Annotated in this window: 16 protein-coding genes; 8 read left to right on the top strand and 8 right to left on the bottom strand. The window is 58.5% G+C overall.

Going from position 1 to position 18,597, the window contains the following annotated elements; all coding sequences use genetic code 11:
- Positions 1 to 104 precede the first annotated feature (104 nt).
- The 3 genes from AQ981_RS09410 to AQ981_RS09400 all read right to left on the bottom strand — a co-directional run bounded on the left by AQ981_RS09410 (position 105) and on the right by AQ981_RS09400 (position 5,163).
- A complete protein-coding gene (locus AQ981_RS09410; RefSeq protein ID WP_058911488.1) occupies positions 105 to 2,297 on the bottom strand; it encodes a CBM35 domain-containing protein in 2,193 nt (730 codons plus the stop codon).
- A gap of 13 nt (positions 2,298 to 2,310) precedes the next feature.
- A complete protein-coding gene (locus AQ981_RS09405) occupies positions 2,311 to 3,657 on the bottom strand; it encodes a maltoporin (RefSeq protein ID WP_058911487.1) in 1,347 nt (448 codons plus the stop codon).
- Positions 3,658 to 3,891: 234 nt separating this feature from the next.
- Positions 3,892 to 5,163, bottom strand: coding sequence for a PTS sugar transporter subunit IIC (locus tag AQ981_RS09400; RefSeq protein WP_058911643.1), 1,272 nt, complete (start codon positions 5,161 to 5,163; stop codon positions 3,892 to 3,894).
- Between the two features lie 181 nt (positions 5,164 to 5,344).
- Between AQ981_RS09400 and AQ981_RS09395 the strand changes: the two genes are divergently transcribed.
- The 5 genes from AQ981_RS09395 to AQ981_RS09375 all read left to right on the top strand — a co-directional run bounded on the left by AQ981_RS09395 (position 5,345) and on the right by AQ981_RS09375 (position 9,329).
- Entirely contained in the window at positions 5,345 to 5,659 is a 315-nt protein-coding gene (locus AQ981_RS09395; RefSeq protein ID WP_058911486.1) for a PTS sugar transporter subunit IIB, read from the top strand.
- Positions 5,660 to 5,669: 10 nt separating this feature from the next.
- Positions 5,670 to 6,989 carry a PTS sugar transporter subunit IIC gene (locus AQ981_RS09390; protein ID WP_058911485.1) on the top strand — a complete coding sequence of 440 codons (1,320 nt, stop codon included), beginning with the start codon at positions 5,670 to 5,672 and terminating at the stop codon, positions 6,987 to 6,989.
- Between the two features lie 16 nt (positions 6,990 to 7,005).
- On the top strand, positions 7,006 to 7,311 hold the full coding sequence (locus AQ981_RS09385) for a PTS lactose/cellobiose transporter subunit IIA (protein WP_058911484.1): 306 nt from the start codon (positions 7,006 to 7,008) through the stop codon (positions 7,309 to 7,311).
- 59 nt (positions 7,312 to 7,370) lie between these two features.
- Positions 7,371 to 8,288 carry an ROK family protein gene (locus tag AQ981_RS09380; RefSeq protein WP_058911483.1) on the top strand — a complete coding sequence of 306 codons (918 nt, stop codon included), beginning with the start codon at positions 7,371 to 7,373 and terminating at the stop codon, positions 8,286 to 8,288.
- An 81-nt stretch (positions 8,289 to 8,369) separates the two neighbouring features.
- Positions 8,370 to 9,329, top strand: a complete 960-nt coding sequence (locus AQ981_RS09375; RefSeq protein WP_058911482.1) for a LacI family DNA-binding transcriptional regulator — start codon at positions 8,370 to 8,372, stop codon at positions 9,327 to 9,329.
- Between the two features lie 41 nt (positions 9,330 to 9,370).
- On the opposite strand, the gene gutQ is transcribed toward AQ981_RS09375, so the two are convergent.
- The 5 genes from gutQ to deoC form a co-directional block, all read right to left on the bottom strand.
- Positions 9,371 to 10,336 (bottom strand): arabinose-5-phosphate isomerase GutQ, encoded by a 966-nt coding sequence (gutQ, locus tag AQ981_RS09370; protein WP_058911481.1) that lies wholly within the window; start codon positions 10,334 to 10,336, stop codon positions 9,371 to 9,373.
- Between the two features lie 280 nt (positions 10,337 to 10,616).
- The gene (locus AQ981_RS09365; RefSeq protein ID WP_058911480.1) at positions 10,617 to 12,002 is read right to left on the bottom strand and encodes a sensor domain-containing diguanylate cyclase; all 1,386 of its coding nucleotides are present in this window, start codon (positions 12,000 to 12,002) and stop codon (positions 10,617 to 10,619) included.
- A gap of 513 nt (positions 12,003 to 12,515) precedes the next feature.
- Positions 12,516 to 13,289 carry a DeoR/GlpR family DNA-binding transcription regulator gene (locus AQ981_RS09360; protein ID WP_058911479.1) on the bottom strand — a complete coding sequence of 258 codons (774 nt, stop codon included), beginning with the start codon at positions 13,287 to 13,289 and terminating at the stop codon, positions 12,516 to 12,518.
- A gap of 58 nt (positions 13,290 to 13,347) precedes the next feature.
- Positions 13,348 to 14,862 carry a xylulokinase gene (locus tag AQ981_RS09355; protein ID WP_058911478.1) on the bottom strand — a complete coding sequence of 505 codons (1,515 nt, stop codon included), beginning with the start codon at positions 14,860 to 14,862 and terminating at the stop codon, positions 13,348 to 13,350.
- A 51-nt stretch (positions 14,863 to 14,913) separates the two neighbouring features.
- Complete coding sequence (deoC, locus tag AQ981_RS09350) at positions 14,914 to 15,627, bottom strand: deoxyribose-phosphate aldolase (protein ID WP_058911477.1); 714 nt, start codon at positions 15,625 to 15,627, stop codon at positions 14,914 to 14,916.
- 402 nt (positions 15,628 to 16,029) lie between these two features.
- Here deoC and AQ981_RS09345 point away from each other — a divergent pair, with 402 nt between their 5' ends.
- The 3 genes from AQ981_RS09345 (at position 16,030) to AQ981_RS09335 (ending at position 18,577) form a co-directional block, all read left to right on the top strand.
- Positions 16,030 to 16,830 (top strand): DeoR/GlpR family DNA-binding transcription regulator, encoded by an 801-nt coding sequence (locus AQ981_RS09345; RefSeq protein WP_058911476.1) that lies wholly within the window; start codon positions 16,030 to 16,032, stop codon positions 16,828 to 16,830.
- 105 nt (positions 16,831 to 16,935) lie between these two features.
- Positions 16,936 to 17,622 (top strand): D-allulose 6-phosphate 3-epimerase, encoded by a 687-nt coding sequence (gene alsE, locus AQ981_RS09340; RefSeq protein WP_058911475.1) that lies wholly within the window; start codon positions 16,936 to 16,938, stop codon positions 17,620 to 17,622.
- Between the two features lie 13 nt (positions 17,623 to 17,635).
- Positions 17,636 to 18,577: a ribokinase gene (locus AQ981_RS09335; RefSeq protein WP_058911474.1), complete on the top strand. Its 942-nt coding sequence runs from the start codon at positions 17,636 to 17,638 to the stop codon at positions 18,575 to 18,577.
- Positions 18,578 to 18,597 lie beyond the last annotated feature (20 nt).

Raw genomic sequence — 18,597 nt, 5'->3', positions numbered from 1 at the left:
AATAACTGGCCGGGCGCCAGAAAGCGCGCCTTTACCGCGTTCCGGGCCCGAGCTGAAAATGATTGCTGTCTGCGCCGCGCCCCACAGGACGCAACGCGAATCGGCTACTGCGCCGTTACCTGAATGGACTTCACAAACATGTATCCCCAGTCGCCGGCAAACTTGCCGAAGCGCAGCGTATTGCCGCCCTGCTTCAGGACTACTGGTATGTTCAGGGTCTGGCCTTGTTCATCGGTCTGCGGAAATTCAATGGCCTGCGGCGCTTCGTCATTCACCTGTAGCGAGTTTTTCTTGCCGCCCCACTTACCGCTGAAAGTCAGCTGTACCTGATAGCGTCCTTCCCACGGCGCGTCTATCTGCCAGTCGACCCGATCGCCGTCATGAGCGAAGGGGCCGAGGAATCCGTCGTTATCCACTACCAGCGGGTTTTCATCGGCGGCGACGGCGTGAATGGTCCCCTGCGCCGCCGTCAGCGTGTCGGAGCTGAAGCGGCAGAAATCATCCGGGAGCGCGCCGCCGGCCCGATCGACGGTGACGGTCAGGGTTTTGGCGGTCGTCTGCAGGCCGTCGTCGGCGCTGAAGGTTAACGGATAGCTGCCGGGCTCGCTGAACCACGCCCGGGTGACGGCGCTATCGGGTTGGCAGAAATGGACTTCGCGGGCCTCGCTGCTCCAGCGCGTGGCGACCTGCGGCGTCGGCAGGCCGTCATCGCGCCACTGCGCCTCCAGGGTAATCCCGCGATCCAGCGTCGTGCGGGCGCTGGTCGCCAGCGTCACCTGCGGCGCCTGATTTTCCCGGTTATGGGTCACGGCAATGACATTCGACGGGGCCGACTGGCCGGATTCGTTACTGGCGATCACCCGGTAGTAATACGTTTTCCCCAGCTCCAGCGCCTGATAGTCGTCGCGAAACAGCGCCTGCTGCGCCGGGTTCCACTCGTTAACGCCGTCAGAGATCCCTTTCCCCACCATCTGCCAGGGCCCGCTGGCCGCTACCGCCCGTTCAACATCGTAGTAACGCCCTACCGCCGACCCCATCCAGTTAATGGCGAACGGCGATGTCGCTTCGCGCAGTCGCGGCGCCTCCGGCACCGGCAGCGGCGGCACAGTCTCCAGACCGGCCAGTTGAGCCGACGCCTTACGCACCAGATCCACCACCTCCATCTCCTGGTTTGCCGCCCCCTCTTTCGGGAACCCCGGCAGGTGATAGCTGTAGTGACCGGTATACTCTTTATGCCAGTAGAAACCGCCATCGTGGCGGTGACCGCGAAATCCCCAGATCAGCCCCCCCGCCGCCTGAGCGCCGTTAACCCGGGTGTGAACAATGGCCTGCATAATGGCGTCCAGCTCTTTGCTGTCGAGCAGACCGAATTCTCCCACCAGGTAGACTTTTTTGCCGCCGATGGCCTGTAAGTCCTGCTTCACCTGTTCAGGATGGTTATTGCCGGCGTTGGTGTAGTAGTGGTTACTGACGATATCGACATTCGGATCATCGACCGCAAACGGGTTGATTTTTTTATAGGTACCGTCCACCACCAGTTGATGCGGCGCCCACTTTTTTATCCACGCCGCGGTCTGTTGCAGAAAGCCGGCATTGGTGTCTTCCAGCTCATTACCGGTCTCCCAGGCCATAATCGCCTTTTCGTCATAGTAGGGACGACCAGTAACCGTATTGGTGCGGGTAATCACCTGGCGGATAATGTCCTGATACGCCCGGTAAGTTTTACTGTCAGTGCGATAAAAATCCTCGGCTTTTTCATGGTAGAAGGCCGCCAGCTGTTCGCGGCCTCCCCACCACCACCAGTGGTCGATAAACGGCAAAATCAGGCGCAGCCCCTGTTTGTCGGCCTCGGCGATCATATTGTCATAGACCTTCATCGCGGTTTCATTGAGGCGCGGCATACCGTCCGGCGTGTCCGGCGCCAGAATATGAGTCTCGCGGCCGCAGGCGGGGTCGTTTTCCTGAGCCACAGAAAGCACATAAACGCGCTGGGCCCGGGTGCCGGTCTGAACAATCGCTTTAATCCAGTTTTCCTGCTCCTGCGGCGTCGGCCATTTAAAATACTGACCCCAGCCGCGCGGATCCGCCTTACAGACGCCGCGGGCATCGTCCTCAATACGGTGCAACTCCGGCGCATGAATCCCGGCGAAGCGGAACACCTGTCCGCCGTCCATTAATTGCGCCCCTTCACGGGTAATAAAATGTTCAAACTGCGACGGCGCGGCAGCCAGTGTGGCGCTGAATCCCAGCGCCGCCAGTAATCCGGCCTGAACCAGCGTGATGTGCGGAAAGTTCATCTTCGTTTCTCCCTCAGAACCAGACTTCAGCCTGGACGCCGAAATTCACGGTATCCGTTTCGCCACTGCGGCTGTAACCGCCGGCGTCGATAGTGTTGGTGCCCCAGTTGTAGTTACCGTCCAGCGCGTCAGCGACCCCCTTATCCCATTTGGCGTAAGTGACGAAGAAGCGCAATTGCGGACGGCTCCAGAAGCCGGAATCAAAGGTTAATGTCGGCGCGACGGTGACTTTGGTCAGCCCCCCTTTTCCTTTGCCGTTCACCCCTTTGTAGTTGTCATCGTCGAGGTATTCGTATCCCAGCTCGTACTGCATGGCGAAGTTTTTGGTGATCTGCTGGTATGGACGCACGCCGGCGACCCAGCTTTTACGGCCCCAGCCGTCTTTATCACTGCTCCACCAGCGGTAGTTTTTATCCTGCTGATAGAACGCGAAGGTAGAAATTTCCCACTCCCCCAGCGAAGCCATGCCGTCCAGCACCACCCGCCACGACTGGGTATTATTGAGGTTTGCCCAGCCCCAGCCGTTTTTGCCCAGCGAATCCCCGGCCGCCAGACCGCGCCCGTATTGCAGTGCAATACGCGAATAGCCGTCGCTTAACCCATAGAATCCGTCAAAGTTGTACAGACCGGTCACCCCATAGCCGTGCTCCGCCGCATCCGGGTGATTCTCATTGCGGTTCATATGATGACCAATCAGTTCCAGATCAAAGCCGCTGCCGGCGATTTTCTTGAACCACAGATTGAGTGAGTAATCGTCCGGGTAGCCCTGATCTTTACGATCGACCGGGTAGGCGTTGGTTTCATCGGTTGGCGAGAAGGCATACACCCCGGCATCAAAACGCGCAAAGCCGAGATCGAGGTTATCGAACCCGCCGCCGGTGCCGTTGTACTGAATGTATTCCCAGTCAAACTGGTGGCTGGAGGTATTAGAGCTGCTGTAACGTTTACCGGCCCAGAAAGTCACGTCCGGCGCAAAGTCCAGCCCGCTCAGCTCTGCGAACCCTTCCCGGAACTGCACTTCTTTACCGTCATCGTCCTGGCAGTTCCAGTCGGAAGTACATTTGCTCTGATGGGTCAGGTTGGCTTTTACTTTCGCCACCGCGCCGGAATCCGCCCGCAGCGTCACTTCAGGCAACAGTTCGATTTTGGTGTCCTGCTCATTGCCAAGCCGAAACCGGCCATCCGGCATCAGCCCCAGCGAATCGGAACGGTTACCGTCCTTGTTGGCCAGAATCCCGGAGCGAATATAGCCGTGAAGGGTGAAATCATATTTATCGCCGGTTTCCGCGCCGGTCGCCGGCGGGCACAGCACCGCCGCGGACAGTAAAGACAGGGGAACTAATCTGATCAGAGGTTGCATATTTTTATCCTTTTTCACTTGCCATCATCGCCACAGGTTGCGGTCGACGGGAAATCTACGGATAAAAAATGGAAATGTACATCCAGTTATGGAAATCGTTTTCCAAATTTGCCGGATCAAATCACATATCTGGATATGACTGGGCCAGTTATGTGATCGCGATCGGATTATTGTTGATTCTGGTACGCCGCGTTCCTGACCCACAGGCCGGCGACGCGGCTAAAAAACCTAATTTTATCTTTCACTATCAGCGAGTTGCCGTTCCCATACTTTAAAGAACGGCCGATACAGCATCCAGGCATTGAAGAAGGCGAACAGGCACATACAAAGGTTTTTCCAGCTGCCGTTGGCCGCCCACGCGGCGCCCAGCGGCGCCGGCATTGACCACGGCAACATCGCCACGGCCCGATCGAGCACCCCCAGATGGGTCAGATACCAGGCGATGCAGGCATTGATCAGCGGAACACAGATAAACGGCAGTAAAAACACCGGGTTCATGATCACCGGGAAACCAAACAGAATCGGCTCGTTAATGTTGAACAGCGAAGGAATCAACCCCAGTTTACCTACCGACTTCAGTTGTCGGGAGCGGCTGCGCAGCGCCATAAAAATCAGCGGCAGCGTTGAGCCGATACCGCCAATCAGCAGGTAAAAATCCCAGAATCCCTGCAGGAAAATATGCGGAAGCTGCGCGCTACCGCTGGCCAGCGCCTCCTGGTTTTCCACCAGATAGGTCATCCAGAACGGGTTCATAATTCCGGTGATAATCAATGCGCCGTGGATGCCGACAAACCACAGTAAGTTACAGATAAATATCGAAATCAGCACTGCGGTCAGGGTATCGGAAGCCAGAATCAGCGGGCGAAACGCCGCAGTTATCAGCTCCGGCAGAGTCATCCCGCTATAGCCCTGCAGCAGCGCATTGATAATCGTGACCGACAGCATAATGAACAACAGCGGCACCAGTAGTTGAAACCCGTTGCGGGTCATTACCGGCACCTCTTCCGGCAGGCGAATGTGCCACCCCTTGCGATAAAAAAAGCGAATCACCTCAATGGTATAAAACGCCGAAAGCAATGCGGTAAACAGCCCCATCGCCCCGAGAAAAACCTTGTTATCGCCGTCGGCTTTAAAGCCAATCAACAGCAAAAACGCCAGGCAACCGGTCAACCCGCTGAGCCTTTCCGGCAACTGGTACTGTTTAGCGAGACTGGCGCTGGCGCCGAACGCCACAATCAGCGCCACCAGTCCGATAGTCAATTCCCAGGTCGGCAACAGCACCGGCCGGATAAAGGCGTACAGCCGCCCGGCCTGGCTGGCGGCGTCGATAGTAAACGGCGGAAAAATAAACGGCACCAGCAGGCTACCGACAATGACAAACGGCATTGCCAGCGAAAAGCTATCGCGCATTGCGGTGATGTGTTTACTGCGGGTCAGGAGATTAGCAAACGGCGTCAGATGCTGCTCAATCAGCGTGACGGCAACATTCATCAGTTGAATGTTCATAGCGGATACCCGTAACGGCCGGAATAAATTCTGTGGCGCGATGATGGCGCACATCCCGGCAAAGTGAAAGTCTCCATCCGGTGATCCGCTTCACATTTAGATAATCCACAAACGGAAACCGCTTTCCGTTTTGTTTCCTCACCGCTATAGTCGCCGCAACGTTACTCATCGGGAGCTAGTTATGAAAAAGATAATGCTGTGCTGTTCCGCCGGAATGTCCACCAGCCTGCTGGTGAAAAAAATGCTCGACGCCGCGCAGCAGCGCGGTCTGGAAGTGGAGATCAAAGCCTTCGGGGTGGCGGAGTTCGATCAACAGATCGGTAACTACCAGGTCGTTCTGCTGGGTCCTCAGGTGAAATACCTGCAGCAGGATCTGCAGCGTAAAGCAGATGCCTTCGGGGTGCGGGTAGAACCGATCAACATGATGGATTACGGCATGCAGAAAGGGGACGCGGTGCTGGACTTCGCCCTCTCGCTTATCGACGCCGCACACTGAGGGGACTGCCATGAGCTCTCTGTATAATGCGCTGATTGGCGTGATTGAGAAAAAAATCACCCCAATGGCCGCCACCATCGGGCAACAAAAATACGTCACCTCCATCCGCGACGGTTTTATCACCGCGCTGCCGTTTATGATTGTCGGCTCCTTCATGCTGGTGTTTATTTTCCCGCCCTTCGCGCCGGACACCTCATGGGGATTCGCCCGCGCCTGGCTGCAGTTTTCGCTGGACCATCGCGACAGCCTGATGCTGCCGTTTAATTTCAGCATGGGGATCATGACGCTGTTTATCGCGGTCGGCATCGCCGCCAGCCTGGCGCGTCACCACAATCTCGATCCCCTGACCGCCGGCATGCTGTCGCTGATGTCCTTTTTGTTGATCGCCGCGCCGCTGCAAGACGGCCAGATCTCCACCGCCTGGTTCTCCGGGCAGGGGATATTCACCGCCATTCTGGTGGCTATTTACTCCACGGAGCTGTATGCCTTCCTCAAGCGGCGCAATATCACTATTCGTCTGCCGCCCGAGGTGCCCACCGGCGTGGCGCGTTCGTTTGAAATCCTGATTCCGGTACTGGCGGTGGTGCTGACCCTGCATCCGCTGAACCTGTTTTTCGAAGCGCAATGGGGAATGATTATTCCGGAGGCGATCATGTCGCTGGTCAAACCGCTGGTCGCCGCCTCCGATACGCTGCCGGCTATCCTGCTCTCCGTGCTGGTCTGCCAGGTGCTGTGGTTTGCCGGCATTCACGGGGCGCTGATCGTCACCGGGATTATGAACCCGTTCTGGATGGCGAACCTGTCGGTGAATCAGGCGGCCATCGCCGCCGGCCAGGCCATCCCGCACATCTATGTTCAGGGATTCTGGGACCACTATCTGCTGATTGGCGGCGTCGGTTCCACCCTGCCGCTGGCGCTACTGCTACTACGCAGTAAAGCCGTCCACCTGCGCACCATTGGCCGGATGGGGATTGTGCCAGGCGTGTTCAATATTAACGAACCGATTCTGTTCGGCGCGCCGATCATCATGAACCCGCTGTTTTTTATCCCCTTCGTACTGGTACCGCTGGTCAACGCCACGCTGGCATGGCTGGCGCTGGATCTCGGTCTGGTTTCGCGGGTGGTTTCGATGACGCCATGGACCACGCCGGCCCCGATTGGCGCTTCATGGGCCGCTAACTGGACTTTTAGTCCGGTCATCATGTGCCTGATCTGCATGGCGACCGCCGCCGTTATGTACTACCCGTTCCTGAAAGCCTATGAAAAGCAGTTGCTGGCCCAGGACGCCGAACGCCACGACGCCCCGCAGACCGCGGCGCAAAATGCCTGATATCACGGAGGTTAACATGGAATTAGAAGAGCAAATCATGGGCATCATTATCAATGCCGGGCAGTCGCGCAGCCTGAGTTATGAAGCATTGCGCGAGGCCAAACAGGGAGATTTCAGCGCCGCGCAGGAGAAGATGCGCGAAGCCGCCCACTTTGCCCGGGAGGCCCATCTGGTCCAGACCCGGCTGATTGAGGCTGATGAAGGAGAAGGCAAAACGCCGATGACGCTGATCATGGTACATGCCCAGGATCATCTGATGACCTCCATCCTGGCCCGCGAAATGGTCAGTGAACTTATCGAACTTTACCGTAGCCGCCACTGACTTACGGCCCCGGTCTGCGCTTCGGCCCGCAGACCGGCTTTTACAGGAAGACGACTGCCATGCTACATCTGGGACTGGATATTGGCGGCACCAAAACCGAGGCGCTGCTGCTCAACGACCGAGGAGAGGAACTGCACCGCGAACGTATCGCGACTGAAAAGGCGAGCTATCCGGCGTTTCTCGAGCGCCTGCTGGCTTTTATTAACCACCTCCGGCGTCGGGCTGACGCCCCGTTCACCGTTGGTATCGGCCTGCCCGGCGCCGTGGACCCGCAGCAGGGGACCATTAAAAACTGCAACTGCCTGGTGCTCAACGGCGAGGATCTGCGCGGCGATCTCCAGCGGCAACTGGACCAGCCGGTATGGCTGGCTAACGACGCCGACTGCTTTACCCTGTCGGAAGCCACCGACGGGGCCGGCGCCGGCCTGGATGTGGTGTTTGGGGTAATCGTCGGCACCGGATGCGGCGGCGGCGTGGCGGTGCGTCAGCGCCTGCTGTCCGGCCCGAACGCCATCGCCGGCGAGTGGGGACACAATCCCCTGCCCGACTGGTCGGCTGACATCGACGGCACGCCGCCAGCGTGCTACTGCGGCCGGGCGCACTGTATTGAACGTTTTATCTCCGGCACCGGTCTGAGCGAACGCTTCAACCGCCAGTGGGGCACCGCGTTCTCCGCGCCGCAAATCCTCGCCGCGGCGCAGCGCGGCGATCAACGCGCAGAAGCCCACTATCGCCACTTTGTCGATGCCTTTGCCCGCAGCCTCGGTTCGGTTATTAACCTGCTCGACCCCGACGTTATTGTACTCGGCGGCGGACTTTCCAACGTCGACCGGCTGTACGTCGATGTGCCGCTGCGTCTTGAGCGCTACGTGTTCTCCGGCGCCTGCCGGACGGCGATTCGCCAGGCGGCTTTCGGGGATGCCAGCGGCGTACGCGGAGCCGCATGGCTGCCGCAATTCGCCCCGGCGCCGTCCTGACCCGGCAGCGGCCACGCCGGGCGTTTCCCCGCTCCGGCGATGCTGCTATCATGACGGGAAATACGCAACGCAGACGCCCCTATGCCAACAATTGATGATGTTTCCAGACTCGCCAATGTGTCGAAAGCGACCGTCTCCCGGGTGCTGACCGGCACGCGCGGCGTACGTGAAGAGAGCCGGGAAGCTGTGCTGCGCGCGGTGGAACAGCTCAACTATCGCCCGAATTTTGCGGCGCAGAATCTGGCCAGCCAGACCTCTGGCTATGTCGGCATTGTGCTACCGGCAGACGAAACGCGCTATCCGGCCTCGCTATTGCCGTCGCTGGCCCGCGGGCTGCAGGGGCTGGGGAAATCGCTACTGGTACAGTACGCTGACGATGCCGACGAACTGGCGGCGCGGGTCGATGAACTGCGCCATCAGTGCGCCGCGGTGGTGGTCGCCGGACTGGCGGAGCTGGAAGCGGCGGCGGAGAATGTTATCCCGTTTGACGCCGGGACGCTGCACGGCAGCGGCGGCTACGACTACGCCTTTGCCACTGAAAGCGCCTGCCGCTACCTGCTTGGTAAAGGGCACCGCCATATTGCGCTGCTGATTGACAGCGACGGCGATGCCGCCAGCCAGCAGATGGTGGAAGGCTACCGCACCGTGCTACAGAATTTTTCGCTGCCCCTCAACCGCCAGTTGCTGATTAGCGCCGGTAATGATGTTGAGCAGGCGCTGCTGGCGCTGATCAACAGCTTTACCAAATATTCGGCGATTATCGTCAAGCGCGATCGCCACGCCGCGGAAGCCATGCGCCTGATGCGCGAGTTCAATATCGCGGTCCCCCAGGAGGTATCGCTGCTCAGCCTGGAAGACTCGGCGCTTGCCGCACTGCTCTACCCGCCGCTGACCTGTATCTCCTACCCGGCGGAAGCGCTGCTGGAGCAGTGTCTGCAGCGCGTCAAAGCGTTGATCGAGGCGCGCCCGGCGCGACTACAGGAAAACCGCCCGATTACCGGCCGACTGGTGACCCGCGCCTCGGTGGCCGATGTCTCCTGAGCGCCTTCCCGCCTCCGGGCGGGAAACGCGCCGTCGTCAGGTTAAAGGATCCCCGCCTGGTAGAGATCCTGCAGGTTAATCGCCCCCACCAGAGTCCCGCGTTCGTCCACTACCGGAGCGGCATTGATCCGCTGTTTCATTAGTTTCTCTTTGGCGTCAATCGCCCGACTTTGGGCCTGTAGCACGTGGCCGCCTGGAGTCATCGCTTCCGTTACCGGGGCTTCCAGCGTGCCGCCGCCGACCATCCAGCGCCGCAGGTCGCCATCGGTAAAGACCCCGCACACCCGCGACGCCTCATCACAAATCGCCACCATTCCCAGCCCGGTACGACTGAGTTCCAGCATTGCCTCCATCACCCGGCAGCCGCTGGCGACCCGCGGGATCTGCTCCCCCGTACGCATCAGGTGGTGCACATTATTGAGCAGACGCGCCCCCAGCGCCCCGGCCGGGTGCGAACGGGCGAAATCCTCTTCGCTGAAGCCGCGCGCCTGCATCACCGCCATCGCCAGCGCGTCGCCCATCATCAGGGTATTGACGGTGCTGGAGGTCGGCGCCAGGTGCATCGGGCAGGCCTCCCGGGATACCGAAATATCGATAATCGCCCGCGCCGCCTGGCCGAGCGGCGAATGCGCCTTGCCGGTCATGGCAATCAGTATCACGCCGCGCTCTTCCAGGCGCGGCAGAATATAGTCCAGTTCTTTGGCACTGCCGGAATAAGAGATAAACAGCATCACATCGCGGCTTTCCACCATCCCCAGATCGCCATGCAGCGCTTCGGCGGGGTGGACGAAAAAGGCCGGCGTCCCGGTGCTGGCCAGCGTCGCGGCGATTTTTTTGCCGATATGTCCCGATTTACCGATGCCAGAGACAATCACCTTCCCCTGGCAATTGAGCAGCGCGCTGGCGGCGGTGACAAAGGCATCCCCCAGCCGTTCCGGCAACTGGCTGGCTTCCTGCAATTCCAGCAGCAGCGCTTCACGCGCCGCGGTCAGTAAAAATTCACGCATATTTCTCTCCGCTCATCATCATTGTAATACTTGTCTGTGCCAGCGCCTGACGCGAGTCGTCGCTGGCCGATGAAGTTTATCGGCAGGTACATTACCATCAGCAGGATTATCGGCAATGACAGAATACCGATAACGCGCAGGGATAACCGCTGTGCATCGCCGCCCGGGGCCTGTGACTGGCGCTCCCGGCGCATGCAATCTCATCGGGAAAAGGAGGATAGCAGGCAAAGCGGCCACCGCGGCCGCCCGTACAATGCGAGGGTTATCGGCGGGGCCCCGCTCACGCCGAAGCCGGGTCCGGCTCGTGGTAAATCACCGTCCGGTTACGGCCCTGCTGTTTAGCCTGATACATCGCCTTATCCGCCAGATTCACGCAATCATCGGCGCTGATACTCTTCTGCGTGGCGGTGTATAGCCCAAAGCTGATGGTGATCTCTTCCGGCAGATGATGCGCACTGCCGGGATGGCTACAGGACTGAATGCGCTGGCGGATGCGCTCGGCAATCGCCCAGGCCTCCTGCGCGCTGGTATGGGGTAAAAACAGCGCAAACTCTTCGCCCCCGACTCGCGCCACCACATCCTGCTGGCGCAAAGATTGCTGCAGCATGGCGGCGCAGAAACAAATCACGCTATCGCCTTCCTGATGGCCATAGCGATCGTTAATGCGCTTGAAATAGTCGATATCGCCCAGTATCACGCTGACCGGATATTGATGGCGCGCATCGTCCAGCGTCTCCTTCAATGCGCCGTAGAAATAGCCGCGATTAAAAATGCGCGTCAGCGGATCGCGAATTGAGTTTTCATAAACCTGGGCATATTTATACCGCGAGTCCTGGTACATGCGAAACACCTCACACAACAGGACGATAAATACCGCAAAAGTGACCGGCACTTCGGCTATTCTGGCGAAATACCAGACCAGCGACTCAATGCGCTCCGTGGTCACCAGCAGAAACAGACCGGCGATATACGAGACGCTGAGCATCGCCATACTGAACCAGAAGGCGTCTTTCAGGCGCGTGCGCCAGCTGATGTACAGCGTTACGCCGCCCCACAGCGCAATCAGCCCCCAGCCGACAAAGCCCTGCCACAGCGGCTGCAGCATCTGTGTCCGGTCATCGACCAGCGACAGGGAGAGCAGGTCGGAATAACTGGAAAACATGTGCGCCAGCACCACCAGCGCAATACACAGCAGCACCATCCCCGTGATACAGACCCCTTCCCGGTTTATCCGCGGCGTACGTTTTTTGCCTACCTCCAGTGAGACGGCGAACGCCATCATCATGGCGATACTCAGCTGACGAAACACATAGAAAATCGTTAAGTCATTAAAACGCGTGGGCAATAATATCTGGCGAATGAAAAAGCGCTCAACAATGACCAGCCCCTCCCCCAAATAAAATACCGAGCTCAGGAAGGTGAGCGATAATACCAGCAGCCACACCGATCGTCGGTTGCATAGATAATTTATCAACATGAAACACGCAATAATCATATGCAACATAAATAAAACTAAAATCACCGCCGGATAAAACAGCGATGAGAATTGATACTGAATACTGGCAAAGTAATCGGAGCAGGCGTTAATCACAAATACATAACCAGCACCAATTATAAATAACAGAACAAATCGCCAGATAAATGATTTCACTGTATTGCCCGACATCCCGGCCTCCTGCCGCTATGATGCGTCCTGAAAATTCGTAACCCGCGCTACTAACAGCCTTGAGAATTTCGCTAATGCAAAAAATAAATTTATCACGCGCCAGAGAATAACGGTAAAGAAAAACCGTAAGAAAATAAAAACGCGTCCGGGATTGTCATCATCAGAAAAATAGTGTTAACGGACTATAAAACGACACAGTTAAAAACGTGAAAGTCATGTTATAAAACAGCTTTCCGGGGATGAATATCGCATGGCAATAAGCTATTTTCAGCATCATTTATATATACGCTAAATAACCAGGGTGAGGAAAAATAGCAGAACGGGGAAACGCCGGAAGTTCAGATAACGAAACGGCGGGCGGAACAGGTGCGACCAGCGCACCTGCAATCAGAGGTATAACGAGTATTTACCCGGCGATAAATTTCCCTGGATTTATCTTACGACAGGCGCTTCCCGGGCCAAAAACGTCGCCCGCCAGGCCTGATTGCTGGCACCATCCTGGTTCCCGCCCTCTCAGTCCAGCGCCTCGTCGTCCAGAGAGATAAGGTGAATGCCGAGATCGCGATACTCCTGGGCATTTTCCGGCAGCCGATCGATAACCAGCGTACCAATACGTTCAGCGCTGGCGAACTGGGCCAACGACGTATTGTTCAGCTTACTGTGATCGCATACCACAATCAGTTGACTGGCGTGTTCCACCATCCCGCGTTTGGTCTCCGCCAGCATGATATCCGCCACACAGGCCCCCTGTTTTGGGGACAGCGCGTTGACCCCCATAAATGCCTTATCGACATTCAGGGTGTCGAGAATTGAGCGCCCATTAATCGCCACCACGCAGTGATAGCCCTTCTTGACGATCCCCCCCAGCAAAATGGTCTGAATCGACGGACAGGACTCCAGCTCCCGGGCTATCTGGTAGTCATTAGTCACCACCGTCACGTTTTTCCGATCGCGAATATGGCGGGCAATATGCAGCGTGGTGGTGCCGGTATCCAGAACGATAATATCGCCGTCCTCTACCAGCCGGGCGGCCCGCTGACCGAGGCACTCTTTGGCGCTCAGGTTCACCACCTCGCGATCGTCGGACGCCAGCTCAAAGCTGGCCCGGGTGCGCAACATCGCCCCGCCATGGGTGCGGGTCAGCATTCCGGCGTCTTCAAGCTGGCGCAAATCGGCGCGGATAGTCGCCCCCGAGACGTTAAAAATCTCACACATCCTGGAGACCGTGACTTTGCGCTGCTCCCTGAGGATGCTCAGCAACTTTTCCTGACGCTCTTGTGCAAACATTCTGCCTCTCCTGTTGCCATCCGCCGCAGCGCTGCGCATTGCCGGCAACGCCTGGGGATTAATCTCCATCAACCGGCCCTGCGCTCAGTGCATCCAGCCGATTGTAAAGCGGCGCGGCCTGCTGATAGAGCGTATCAAACACCTCGCAGCAGGCCATATAATACGCCTGAAGCCGGGGATCGGGCAGTATCGGGCTATCGAACTGGACTGTCTGACGCACGCCGCTGGCGAAATCCTGATACATCCCCACCCCCACACCGGCGATAATAGCGCATCCTGTGGTGCCATTCTCCTGGTTGCGGGTCCGTAAAATCGGCAAACCATAGGCTGCCGCCTTGATCTGCAGCCAGAGCGAACCCCGGGCGCCGCCGCCGGAGGCGATCATCTGCTCTGGCTGCTGACCGCATTCCCGCAGTTGTCGCAGATTGCGCCAGGAGGCAAACGCCACGCCTTCCAGCACCGCCCGGAACAGATGCCCGCGTCGATGCTTACGCTGCAGGCCAAAAAATTGCGCCCGGGAGTTGGTGTGATCGCCAAGACGTTCGCCGGTCAGATACGGCAAAAACAGTAGCCCCTCCGCCCCGGCGGGCACTGACGCCGCCGCCTTCAGCAACTCGCCATGGGAAATTTGGTTTTCGCTCAGCGCCAGCCGCGCCCAGCGAACCGCATCACCACCGGCATCCAGAATTGTAAAACCGCCCCAGCAGGGATTGGCGAGGTGCAAATTATTTACGCGCGGATGCAGCAGCGGCTGACGCGCCACAACGGTCAGCAGCGTCGATGTTCCGGTGGAATCTGAAGCGGTTCCGGGTTCAAAAACGCCGGACCCCAGCAGGGTCGCCGCCATATCGGAAGTCCCCGCCACCACGGGAATCCCCGCCGGCAGCCCGGTCAGCGCCGCTGCCTGGGGTGTTATCTCGCCAATGATATCGCTGGAAAGCCGCAAATCCGGTAGTTGATCGCGGCGTAGCCCAAACAGCGCCAGCGCCTGCGCCGACCACTGGCGGGATTCGCTGTCCATCAGGAAATAACAGGAGGCTTCGCTGTAATCCGTGGCGTATACGCCAGTTAGCCGGTAGTTAATATAATCTTTCGGCATCAGCACCATCGCCACCCGGGGCCAGCTCTGCGGACGGTTTTCCCGCCACCACGCCAGTTTAAAGGCCGGCCACGCGGCAGCAGGAGGATTGTTAAGGTGCGCCAGCCACTTTTCCAGCCCCTCGCGGGCGACGAACGCTTCCACCTGGGGCTGGCTGCGCTTGTCGTTCCACAGCAGGGAGATATCCTCCACCAGCTCTCCGTCAGCATCCAGCAGTACCGTACCGTGCATCTGACCGCATACGCCGATAGCAGCAATGCGTTCACGTTCGTCGGCAAAGCGCTGTAGTACATCCTGAATACACGCGCAGGCGCTGTGCCACCACAAAGACGGCGATTGTTCCGACCAGCCAGCCTGCGGCGTAACCTGATCATATTCCCGCTGGGCGAAGCCGACCATTTCGCCATCCGGACGCAAAATGGCCGCCCGGGTGCTGCCGGTCCCGACATCAATGGTTAAGATCCTGTCTTTCATCCTTCCCTCCCGTCACGGAGCGGCGAGCAGCCAGGCCCGCCGCCGGCGATATTAGTTAGCGTTCAGTTCCGGGAAAAGACTCGGATCCTGTTCCAGCTGCGCCAGTACCTGGGTTACCGCATTAAGGCTCATCCCAAAACGCCTGACGCCCAGACGATACAGCTCGCGTACGGTCGCCAGATCGCGAATACCGCCGGCGCCTTTGATATCGATACGCCCCTGCAACTGGTCGGCAATAATGCGAACTTTTTCCGGCGTCGCGCCGGTGGGCGCCCAGCCAGTGGAGGTTTTCACCCATTTCATGCCCACCTCAACCGCAATATCACAGACCCGACGAATCTGTTGTTCATTGAGATAGTGGGTTTCCAGGATCACTTTCGCGGGGACTGGCGCAGCGGCCTCCACCACCCGGCGCAGATCTTCACGTACATAGTCGTAGTCGCCGGACAACACTTTGCCGATATTCACCACCATGTCCACCTCCCGGGCGCCGTCAGCGATCAACTGGCGCACCTCCTGGACCTTGATATCGGTGGCATGACCGCCGCCGGGAAACCCCACCGGCCCGCCGATCATCACCTCGCCACGTCCCTGTTGCGGCAGCAGCGTACTCAGAAAACGCGTCCAGCACGGCAGTACGTGCACTGAAATAATGTTGTAGCGGCTCGCCAGCGCGGCGCAGGCCTGAACATCCTCCTGTGAGCTGGTGGCCTGTACAGCGCTCAAATCAATCAGGCGCGCAAAACGTCGGGTGGTCTCATTCATGGCATTGTCCTGTTCACTTGTTTTCAACTATTTTCAATTAACATCAATAAACACGATTTAATCATTTAAAAACGCATCAAATGAAAATAACGTGATCAAACAGACATTTTTTTATTTTCATTTGTTTTTAATTAAATGGCGACAGAGGTAAGCACCCCCGGGTTGAGCGGGCGTAAACGGTTAAAAACGGGCAGAAATACACAGTTGCATTTACTTCCATTTATTTTTGTTTTTGACCGATTTAAAGCCCGGGAGATAAAAAAAACCCTCCCCGGGGCGGAAAACTGCGAGCCGTCCCTCAATTTTTTGGGCGCAAAACTCCGCCTACGGCGTACCACGTCAGAGTCGCAGTCAGCGCCTGGGGGAAGCCGTAGGCTGATAACGCACTTCAGGAGAGACAACATGTTACCGCTGGAACGTCATCGTTTAATTCTCCAGTTGCTGGGTCAGAGCGGCGTGATGCGGGTTAACGACATCGCCGCGGCGACCGGTGTATCCCGCGAGACGATACGCCGCGACCTGAGCGATCTGCAGCGCAAAGGTGCTCTGAGTCGTAGCCACGGCGGCGCGCTGCTGGCGGCAAATGCGCTGCCTGTCACGGCGCTCCCCCCGCCAGCCATGCCGGCGGCGGATGCCCGGGGTAGCTTTCGCCAGCGCACGCAGTTGAACTGTGAGGCCAAAGCCCGCATCGCCCGCCGGGCGCTGCGCTTATTGCAGCCCGGGGACAGCATCCTGCTGGACGGCAGCACTACCAGTTGGTTTGTCGCCCGGCAGTTGCCGGAGATGGAGCTGACGGTCATTACGCCCTCAGTGAGTATTTTGCAGACGCTGATCAGCCGCCGTTCGCTGCGCCTGGTCGGGCTGGGCGGCGAGTTTTCCGCCGCTGAAGAGTCGTTTTTCGGCGAAGCGACCGCCCGAATGCTGCAGGCGTATCAGGTAGACAGGCTGTTTTTCTCCTGCCAGGGGCTGGAGCGGGACAGCGGTCTGTACGCCGGCAGCGAAGCCCATGCCTCGCTGCTCAGAGAGATGATGATCGCCGCGCGGCAGGTGGTTGCCCTGTTAGACGCCAGTAAGTTTGGCCATCCTGGCGTTGCCCGGATAAGCGGGCTGGGGGAACTGGATATCCTGATCGCCGAACCGTTCAACGATCCCCTGCTGGAGAAAGAGATGACCTGGCACAACGTCGAGGTATTTAACGCCTGAGTGCCCCGTCCGAAAGACGGGATAGCGCGCATTGTCGCCCCGCCGGGCCACCGGTGAGGCCGGACTTTGCCTGAAATCAGCCAATTATCCGCAGAGAGAGGCGTTATGAATTACTACATTTCCCCGTCACTGATGTGTATGGACATGATGAAACTGGCAGAACAGCTACGTTTCCTGGACAGCAAGGCCAATATGCTGCACGTGGATGTGATGGACGGTCACTATGTTAAAAACCTGGCGCTGTCCGCCAGTTTTGTGGCGCAGATTCGTCCCTTCACGACGCTGCCTGTTGACGTACATCTGATGGTGGAAGAGCCGGCGGCCTTTATCGATACCTTTATCAAGGCCGGCGCCGACTCTTTGTCGCTGCACGCCGAAACCATCAGCCGGGAGGCGTTTCGCGTGATTCACACCATCCGCGAGGCGGGTAAAAAACCGGGCGTGGTCCTTAACCCGGCGACGCCAGTATCCGCGCTGGAACACTATCTGCATCTGCTTGATAAAGTCACCGTGATGACGGTAGATCCGGGCTATGCCGGACAGCCCTTTATCCCTGAAATGGTGGAGAAAATCGCCCGGTTGCGGCAACTGAAGCAGCGCAGACAGCTCAATTTCCTGATTGAGGTCGATGGCGCCTGTAATCGCCATACCTACCAGGCGCTCCTCAACGCCGGCGCTCAGGTACTGATCATGGGCAGCAGCGGTCTGTTCCGTCCGGATATGCCTCTGGAGCAGGCGTGGCAGCATATGACCCGCGAAATCCACGACGCCCTGACCCCGGCTCATGCCTGAGGAGACTGACATCATGCCAGGTAAAGTTTGCGTGTTCGGCTCATTTAATTTCGACATGGTCGCCCGGGTCGATCGCTTTCCGGTGCCCGGAGAATCCCTGGTAGCCGCGGGCAGTATGAACAGCGCCGGCGGCAAAGGGGCCAATCAGGCCACCGCCGCGCTGAAGGCAGGCGCTAACGTGCACTACATAGGCAAAATTGGCGAAGACACTTTCGGCCAGTTCGCCCGCCGCCATTTGAAATCGGTCGGTTTTAACGCCGTAACGCTGCTCACCACCGATCGGGCACCGACCGGCAACGCGCTTATCTATGTTGCCGGCAATGAAGCGGAGAACATGATTGCCGTCGATCCAGGCGCCAACATGACGGTCAGCGATGACGAAATCGCCCGCTGTATTCCGGCCATCAGCTGTGCCGACGTCATGCTGGTACAGCTGGAAAATAACCTGTCCGCTATTGAGCAAGTCATTACCGCCGCCCGCCAGCACGGCGCATTTGTGGTGCTCAATCCGGCCCCGTATCAACCGGTCGACGACGCGCTGCTGGCCAGCGTCGATTTGCTGACCCCAAATGCCACCGAAGCCTGGCTCCTGACCGGCTGCCGGGTACAGGACGCGGCCAGCGCGCAACAGGCCGCGCAGCGGCTTCATGCCAGAGGCGTCAGACGGGTGATTATCACGCTCGGCGCCCATGGCGCCCTGCTCAGTGAAGCCGGGCAGCACTCCCTGATACCCAGTTATCCCTCTCAGCCCTGCGATACCACCGGGGCCGGGGATGCCTTTAACGGCGCGCTGGCGGCGCGTCTGGCCTGTGGAGAAACGCTCCACCAGGCCGCGCATTTCGCCGCCGCCTATGCCGCCGTTAGCGTAGAAAAACGCGGCGCTTCCGCACTGCCCGATTACCAGGAAGCGCTGGAACGTCTGGCCTGTGTCCCATCCGATCCGGCCATGGCATAGCGCTTGACCAGAATAAAAAC

This window comes from Entomohabitans teleogrylli (assembly GCF_001484765.1).
Taxonomy (GTDB): Bacteria; Pseudomonadota; Gammaproteobacteria; order Enterobacterales; family Enterobacteriaceae; genus Entomohabitans; species Entomohabitans teleogrylli.
The sequence above is the reverse complement of the archived record's forward strand: the minus strand, read 5'-3'. Positions and strand labels throughout refer to the sequence as shown.